This window comes from Jiella flava (genome assembly GCF_017349315.1).
Classification (GTDB): domain Bacteria; phylum Pseudomonadota; class Alphaproteobacteria; order Rhizobiales; family Rhizobiaceae; genus Jiella; species Jiella flava.
Genome location: NZ_JAFMPP010000028.1, coordinates 1 through 7,367, shown reverse-complemented (window position 1 = coordinate 7,367; position 7,367 = coordinate 1). Strand labels below are relative to the sequence as shown.

Here is a 7,367-nt window from a genome sequence, read left to right as displayed (position 1 = left end):
ACCAGTCGCGCCCGATCAGGCTGTGCAACCCTGACCAGCTCCGCCTGATCGGGCGCTATCCGCCGTGCCCTTCATCATCCCCAAAACCGGGGTCCTTTTTAGATGAAAATAGAGGGTCCCGATTCAGCGGTCATTGACAGGCTGGCACACGACGCCAAAGCTGGAAGTGCCGTCCAACATCACCCTGATGTTCCTGCCATCGAAGGCGCCCGAATTGAACCCGCAGGAAAACGTCTGGCAGTTCATGCGCGAGAACTGGCTGTCGAACCGCATCTTCCTCGACTACGACGACATCCTCGCCCACTGCTGTGACGCTTGGAACAAACTCGTCGACCAGCCGTGGAAAATCATCTCAATCGGCATGCGTGATTGGGCTCACGGGTTTTGATCAATGCCCGGTGGTATTATCCATGTATACGGTGTAGGGTTGTAGGAGCGGGCCGTATGGGTAGTGTCCGCGGTGGTGGTGGAAAAGCGGACGTCAGAAGGTGTGACGGAGGTGGCCACCGGATTGGCCGGCTAAGGTGGAGTTGCGAGACTTCAACCTGACCGGAGCACCCGATGACCGAGGACAGACTACCGCTTGCCGAGCTTTTGGCGAAAGCGGGTGACGGCGATTTCCTGCGGACGATTGCCGAGAGTGTGATGCAGCTTCTGATGGAGGCCGACGTGGAGGGCATGATCGGCGCCGGGCGTCATGAACGCACCCTGGAGCGGGCAACCTATCGCAACGGCTACCGGGACCGCTCGCTCGATACGCGGCTCGGCTCCTTGCAGCTTCGTATCCCCAAGCTTCGGCAGGGCAGCTACTTCCCGCCATTTCTGGAACCGAGGAAGCTCTCGGAGAAGGCCTTGGTCGCAGTCATCCAGGAGGCCTGGATCAGCGGCGTCTCAACTCGCAGGGTCGACGATCTGGTGCAGGCCATGGGGCTGTCGGGGATCGGCAAGAGCACGGTATCGAAGCTCTGCAAGGACATCGACGAGCGCGTCGGCGGCTTTCTCGATCGCCCTCTTACCGGCGACTGGCCCTATCTCTGGCTGGACGCGACCTACCTGAAGCAGCGCGAAGGCGGCCGTATTGTCTCAGTCGCGGCGATAATCGCCGTGGCGGTCAACACGGATGGCAAGCGCGAGATCGTTGGCCTCCATATCGGGCCCTCGGAGGCGGAGACCTTCTGGTCTACCTTCCTCAAGAGCCTCATGCGCCGCGGCCTGTCCGGCGTGAAACTGGTGATCTCGGATGCCCACGAAGGGCTGAAGGCGGCCATCCGTCGGGTGTTCAGCGCCTCCTGGCAGCGCTGTCGCGTGCATTGGATGCGCAACGCCTTGTCCTATGTCCCGAAGGCGCAGCAGAGCATGGCGGCGGCGGCCCTGCGCCAGGCCTTCATCCAGCCCGATCGCGCCGGCGCGGCCCAAACGTTACGCCAAGTCGCCGACCAGCTCCGGGGAAAATGCCCCAAGCTCGGCGGCTTCATCGACGACAGCGAGACCGACGTGCTGGCGCATCTGGACTTCCCCAGCCAGCACCGGACGCGGATCCATTCGACCAATTCCCTGGAGCGCCTGAACAAGGAGGTGAAGCGGCGCGCCGATGTCCCCCGGGCCGGGCTTCGCCCACCCGAGGACAGGCTCTGGCATATTCCCGAACGAGGGCTCCATCATCCGCCTCATCGGCGCCGTCCTCCTCGAGGCCAACGACGAATGGCAGACGCAGAACCGCTACATGCAGACCGAACCCATGGCCGACCTCATGGCCAACAGCACCAAGCCAGAAACCGCAAGGATTTCCACCGCAGCCGCCTGAAACGGAGCCGCTTCAGTCACACCCAAATTTCCACCACGTTGACGGACACGACCGCCGTATGGACCTGGATCAGTTGCGAACATTCGTCGCTATAGCAAAGGAAGGAAACCTCACGCGCGCTGCGAAATTGATTAATCTAAGCCAACCTGCCGTCAGTGGGCAGTTGAAGATGCTTGAGGAGGAGCTTTCACTCGTCCTTTTTCGTCGCACTGCACGCGGCATGGAGCTGACAAGCGCTGGTCAGAGCATCTTGATTGAGGCGGAGCGGGCGCTCAGCGCCGCAGGCGGTATCACCTTGCGAGCGAAGGTGTTGAAGGGAAATCCGATCGAGGTTTTCCGGCTCGGCACCATTTCCGAACCCACTATACTGCGCCTTAGCCAACTGCTCATGCGGCTCAGCGAGAACTATCCAAATCTTAAGCTGAACATCACGCAGGGCATATCTGGCGAGGTACTGGCTGGCGTCAAAGACGGTGATCTCGATGGTGGTTATGTCATCGGACCCGTCACGGACAATCGTGTCGCGGCCGTGCCGGTATCGCCGATCATGCTGCGTATCGTTGCCCCGGTGACGCTCCGTGAGAACCTTGAGGGAACGTCCCTCGCAAGTCTATCCAGACTTCCATGGATTTCCACGCCCGTAAACTGCTCCTTCCACCATATCATGAAGGCAATGTTTTCGCGTGAAGAAGTCCATCCCCACATCGTGATCGAGGCGGACTATGAGTCGACGTTGAGTGAACTCGTTGCCTCCGGCATGGGCCTCACTCTGTTGAGAGAGGACGTTGCCCTGAAGGCGGAAGCGCGCGGTGATCTTATTGTATGGCGGCATATGGCGGAGCGCAGCGTGCTCAACTTCGTTTATTTGAAGGAGAATGCAGAGGTCGTTTCGGTGCGCGCTCTGATCGACGTCGTTCGTCAGATATGGGGCCTCAATGCGCAGCCGTTCGGTGACCCGCTTGTCGTCTGATCCATCGTAGCTTTTGATGACGAAACCCGTTGTGGTCCCCTTCTGGGACATCGCAGAAGCAGGGGAGATGAATAGGCCGGCGGCCATCTCCTACAAGGACCGTCGGCGGACTTATAGCCAAGCCGAAAAGGCGGCGGTGGTCGCCGAGGCTTTGGCGCCGGGTGCAACGGTGCGCGAGTTGTCTCGGCGGCTCGGAATCGCCGAAAGCCTTATCTGCAACTGGAGATTGGTAAAGCGAAAGGCGGCGGAGTGAACCTCCACCGCCTTCCATCACGATCGCTCCGCAGTGTTAGGCTGCCTTCGGCAACACCTTGCCGACCCCTGCGCCGGCCTTCACAGCCGCCGCGGACGATGCCTGACGAGCAAGACGCGCCCGCTGCGTCAGGTTGTTCAGGATCAGCGCGCTGGCCGTGATCGCCGCTCCCAAGATCTGCATGCTCGAAGGAAGCACGCCGGTGAGGGAGGACAGGATGAAGGCGGTCAGCGGGACGACATCCATGAACAGCACGCCATTCATCGGAGTGATGCGCTTGTTGCCGATGTTCCAGCACAGCACGGCGACGAAGCCGGCCACCAGAGCCATGTAGGCAAGATGCGGAGCGATCGTCGTGACGGTCGCGGCGGACGGGATGCTGATGATGCCGGCCGCGATGAGCACGAAGTTGACAGCCAGCACGCTCGTCATCCCGAGGACCGTGGTGATGGCGGTGTAGCGATAGGGGCTCCAGTGCGGGAAGAATGTCGCGCCGATCGTGTAGAAGACCCAGCAGAATGCACCGAAAATGATGATGAGGTCGGCGGAGTAGTTCTGCGGCGCATTGATCACGGACATGAGGTTGCCGTTGGTGAGAACCACCGCGGCCCCGAGGAACGACATCAGGATGAAGGCGAAGCTCACTGCGGGCGGACGCTTGCCGGTCAGGCCCCAGCCGACGAGGAGTCCGAGCAGAGGCATTGTCGCCATCATGATCGATGCGCTGAGCGCGCCTTCGGGTCCGGCCATCTGCTGCCCGAGGAAGACGAGGAACCCGAAGCCTGCAAAGCCTGCGGTGCCGCAGAGCCATGCAAGGCCCCACCGCTCCCCCTTCAGGCTGAGAGCCTTCGGCCCTTCGCGGAACAGCAGGAACAGCACGAAGACGATGCCGGCCAACCCGTAGCGCATGGCAGTGAAAGTGAAGGGATCGATGACCTTCAGGGCGTGCGTCATGACGGGAAACATCGCTCCCCAGGCCACGGTGGCAATGAGGCAGAACAGGACGCCGGCGCCGTAACCCTTGCCGGCGGGGGTCGTTGAGGTAGACATCGGTTATCTCCAGGATTTGGCCCGATCGTCGGGGTCAGGCGGTTGGAAGATCAGCGACGCGCACCTTGCCGCTGGGGCTGTAGGGGATGCGGTCGAGGATGTTGATGGCGCCCAGCCGCAGGTGCTGGGTGCGAACACAGGACTCGATGCCCTCTCGCAGGATGAGACCCTGCGTGCCGTCCCGGCAGCGCACCGTGATCGCGACATCAATCACGCCGATGGTGCCGTTCTGGGACTTGATCGCGACATCGGTGACGTCCGGCAGACGCCGGATGGCGTTCTCCAAGCGATAAAACGGAATCTCCCGTTCCCCGCTGGCAGCAGCCCGGCTCTCAAGGAACAGCCGCCCCTCGACGTCGAGCCTGCCAAGGTCGGGCGTGAGCAGATAGCGGTCGTTATGCACCAGGACGGCATCGGCCGGCAGACCGAGGTAGGAGTCCATGTTCATGTAGCTTGAGATCGCGACGCGACCGACCGTTCCGGCCGGCACCGGGCAATTGTCGTCATTAAGCACCATGATGTGGTTGCCGTCGAATGGGCGGCCGACGCTGTCCGGGTACGATGCGAGATCGTCCGGACTGGCGATGATGTTAACGCCAGTCTCCGTGGTGCCGTAGTATTCATGGACCACGGGGCCGAGTAGGTCCGTTGCCGCCTGTTTGAGGGAGGGCGGGAAGTTCTTGCCTCCGACCAGAAGCCACCGGAGCGAAGCTCGGAGCGCGTCGCCGTAGGGATCGGCCGTCGCTACCACGCTGGCGACGAGCGGTGGCGTCATCACGCTTGCGGTCGTGCCGAACTCCCGCATCGCTACGGCCAGGTCCTGGCACGCTGGCCCGTCAATCAGATCGATGGTTGCGCCGAGCCCGAGGAAAAGGCGCGCCCAACCGTTGCCGGCCGCGTGATAGAGCGGCATCGCGACAAGAAACTGATCTGCTGCCGAGAACCCATAGGTCGACGTGAAGTAGGCGAACCGGCGAGCGTCGAACGACTTCGATCGCAAAGTGATCTTCGGCGCCCCGCTCGTGCCCGAGGTCACGCCCATGGCAAGGAAGGGATGCGGCCGCCCGTTCGCCTCGGCAATGGCTGCGTCGATGTCGCACCCAGCGATGCCCGCTCCTTCCGGGGGAATGGTTGTCGTCGGGCTGTGCAGATCGATGACGTGCCGCCGATGCGAGCCGGTCAGGGCGTGCGGAATAGCCACGCTGCGCGACGCGACCAGCACCAGGTCCGCATCCATGCGCTCGATCAGATCGACCAGCACCGATTCCGGCAGCGAGTAATCGAGGCCGGTCACGGGGATCTTCAGCGTCGCGAAGGCAGCAAGCCAGTAGACGAGCTCGTTGCAGTTCGGGGCAACGAAGACCGCGCGGCGCGGCCTGTTCGCGGAACTCCACTGTACGAGGTAGCGTATCGCGCCCTCGACGCGGGATACCAAGTCGGCGAAACTGACGGTCTCGTCCATGCTGCGAACGGCAGGCTTACAAGGATGACGGACGGCAAGCGCGCGCAGATGCTCCAAGGCAATCATAGCCTTGCTCCTTCACTAGATTTTTGGGTGTATGAGGGTTCTTCAGGCCGCGAAGACGCGTATCCCACTGCGCTCGTACTGCTCGATCGCGTCGATCACTGCCGGCGTGATGGCCTCGCCGGGATGATGGATCGGGATGCCCGGCGGATAGGGCACGATAAAGCGTGCATCCTCCACCAGTTTGCAGCCTCGTTCGCTCGTCTCCTGAAGCGAACGAAGGGCTTCCAGCAGACTATGCGTATGATCGTCGCCGACACCGATATGAAAGTTTAGCAGAAGCGCCTTTTCGGTGAAGCGGTTCACGTAAATGGACGATTGTCGGAAAAGGCGTGACTGGAGCCGTTCCGGGCTGATCTTCAGGCGCGACACATCGAGGGATACCTTCGTCGTATCCAGGCTGGCGAGCGAGTTGAACGACCGGAACGTCTCGCCGTCATTCGTCCGGTAGGCCGAAAGGGACGGATCGGTGGCGATCGTGGCTCGAAAGTCCGCAGCCCTCGCCCTAGCGGCAGCGACCAGCTCCCTACCCTCGATGGTCATCTGAGCCCGCGCGAGATCGATCGATGCGAGGATCGGATAGCTGGGAGACGTCGAGTGGACACGAAAGCGAGCGACACGCAGGCGCTCCGCGAGGTGCGTGCTTCCCCGGTAGAGGATCATCGAAGCCTGACGGATGCAGGACATCGACTTGTGAAGCGACTGCGTGGAGACGACGTTCAGGTCTGGATAGCGCTCCGGCAAGTCCCCCAGCGACATTGCGCAGCGGTGCTGCGTGGCGGGATCGAAATAGTCCGCCGATCCCCACGCCTCGTCGATGATGAAGTTTCGTGTCTTCGTTCCCGCGACGAGGATTTCTTCGATGACCGCGGGGATGTCGAGAGCGATGCCGTCGTAGCTTGACCTATTCAGGATCACCAGATCGAAGGGGGCACCCTCGGCCTCGGCCCGCAGTACCTTCCCGATCAGATCGTCCAGCGACCAGATCGAACGGTGCGAGCTGGGGCACTTCCAGGCGGGCGTGAGATGCGTGACCGATGCCCCGATGGCGTCGAGCGCGAAATGCATCGACTGATGCGCGGTCTTGTCCATGAGGACCTTGTCGCCGCGCCGCGTCAGCGCGGTAACGGCGATCTGGTTGGATGCCGTGGTCCCGACCGTCACGAACAGCGCGCCATCGGCGCTGAAGGCGCGGGCAGCCAGCTTCTCGCCTTCGAGAATGGCTCCATCCGCAAAAAACAACGAGTCGAACGCAGGACCCGTGATCGTGGCGTCGCAATTGTAAAACCTGCGACCGAACAGACGGTCGAACTTTGGTGCAAAGACGGACTTCTTCAGGCTCGCGCCCTGAAAAATCGGGAGAGCATGAAAGGATAGTATCGGACGCTCGGCGATGAGTGACAGGGCGTCTGCGATCGGTGTTCTTACAAGAAGATCGATGTTGTCGATATTGGATGCAATGAGTTCGAACATTTGAGCCCCCCAAAGTCGCTCAGCGAATTCTCTGGATGGGGTTATGATGAATGTTCGATTGCATGGTCCAATCGTCATTTCCGAAGGGAGCAATCGCCGCTGCCGATGGGGCTATGCCGGGCACATGGAAGCATCTGCGCCGCTCAGCCCTACCGTGAATCTATGTGGCCTGCTGCCGGTTTCGTGGACACCGAGATAAGGTGTTTAACGGAACTGGAGAGTTGGAATGCAGAGAAGGAAGTTCAGCCGCGAGTTCAAGCTTGAGACAGTGAGGCTGGTGAAGGATCGGGGC

At 61.4% G+C, this 7,367-nt stretch carries 5 protein-coding genes and 2 pseudogenes; 4 read left to right on the top strand and 3 right to left on the bottom strand.

The genetic code is table 11. The features are described 5' to 3' along the window. Positions 1 to 139: 139 nt before the first annotated feature. From J1C48_RS18490 to J1C48_RS18475, 4 genes and pseudogenes are all read left to right on the top strand, one after another. A pseudogene (locus tag J1C48_RS18490) lies at positions 140 to 388 on the top strand (transposase); the annotation flags it as partial. A gap of 173 nt (positions 389 to 561) precedes the next feature. Further along, positions 562 to 1,804, top strand: a pseudogene (locus J1C48_RS18485) (IS256 family transposase). A gap of 58 nt (positions 1,805 to 1,862) precedes the next feature. Continuing rightward, positions 1,863 to 2,774 carry a LysR family transcriptional regulator gene (locus J1C48_RS18480; protein WP_207259478.1) on the top strand — a complete coding sequence of 304 codons (912 nt, stop codon included), beginning with the start codon at positions 1,863 to 1,865 and terminating at the stop codon, positions 2,772 to 2,774. Between the two features lie 67 nt (positions 2,775 to 2,841). After that, positions 2,842 to 3,027, top strand: coding sequence for a transposase (locus J1C48_RS18475; protein ID WP_231081896.1), 186 nt, complete (start codon positions 2,842 to 2,844; stop codon positions 3,025 to 3,027). A gap of 36 nt (positions 3,028 to 3,063) precedes the next feature. On the opposite strand, the gene J1C48_RS18470 is transcribed toward J1C48_RS18475, so the two are convergent. From J1C48_RS18470 to J1C48_RS18460, 3 genes are read right to left on the bottom strand one after another with little or no spacing between them, the layout of a single operon-like run. Beyond that, positions 3,064 to 4,077, bottom strand: a complete 1,014-nt coding sequence (locus J1C48_RS18470) for a DMT family transporter (protein ID WP_207259476.1) — start codon at positions 4,075 to 4,077, stop codon at positions 3,064 to 3,066. A gap of 34 nt (positions 4,078 to 4,111) precedes the next feature. Then, on the bottom strand, positions 4,112 to 5,605 hold the full coding sequence (locus J1C48_RS18465) for a class I adenylate-forming enzyme family protein (RefSeq protein WP_207259475.1): 1,494 nt from the start codon (positions 5,603 to 5,605) through the stop codon (positions 4,112 to 4,114). Between the two features lie 42 nt (positions 5,606 to 5,647). Then, positions 5,648 to 7,075 carry an aminotransferase class I/II-fold pyridoxal phosphate-dependent enzyme gene (locus tag J1C48_RS18460; protein WP_207259474.1) on the bottom strand — a complete coding sequence of 476 codons (1,428 nt, stop codon included), beginning with the start codon at positions 7,073 to 7,075 and terminating at the stop codon, positions 5,648 to 5,650. Between the last annotated feature and the right edge of the window lie 292 nt (positions 7,076 to 7,367).

Excerpts from the sequence above, each read along its gene's own strand:
- J1C48_RS18480 (WP_207259478.1), top strand. The coding sequence starts at position 1,863 with ATGGACCTGGATCAGTTGCGAACATTCGTCGCTATAGCAAAGGAAGGA.
- J1C48_RS18465 (WP_207259475.1), bottom strand. The coding sequence starts at position 5,605 with ATGATTGCCTTGGAGCATCTGCGCGCGCTTGCCGTCCGTCATCCTTGT.
- J1C48_RS18460 (WP_207259474.1), bottom strand. The coding sequence starts at position 7,075 with ATGTTCGAACTCATTGCATCCAATATCGACAACATCGATCTTCTTGTA.
- J1C48_RS18470 (WP_207259476.1), bottom strand. The coding sequence starts at position 4,077 with ATGTCTACCTCAACGACCCCCGCCGGCAAGGGTTACGGCGCCGGCGTC.
- J1C48_RS18475 (WP_231081896.1), top strand. The coding sequence starts at position 2,842 with ATGAATAGGCCGGCGGCCATCTCCTACAAGGACCGTCGGCGGACTTAT.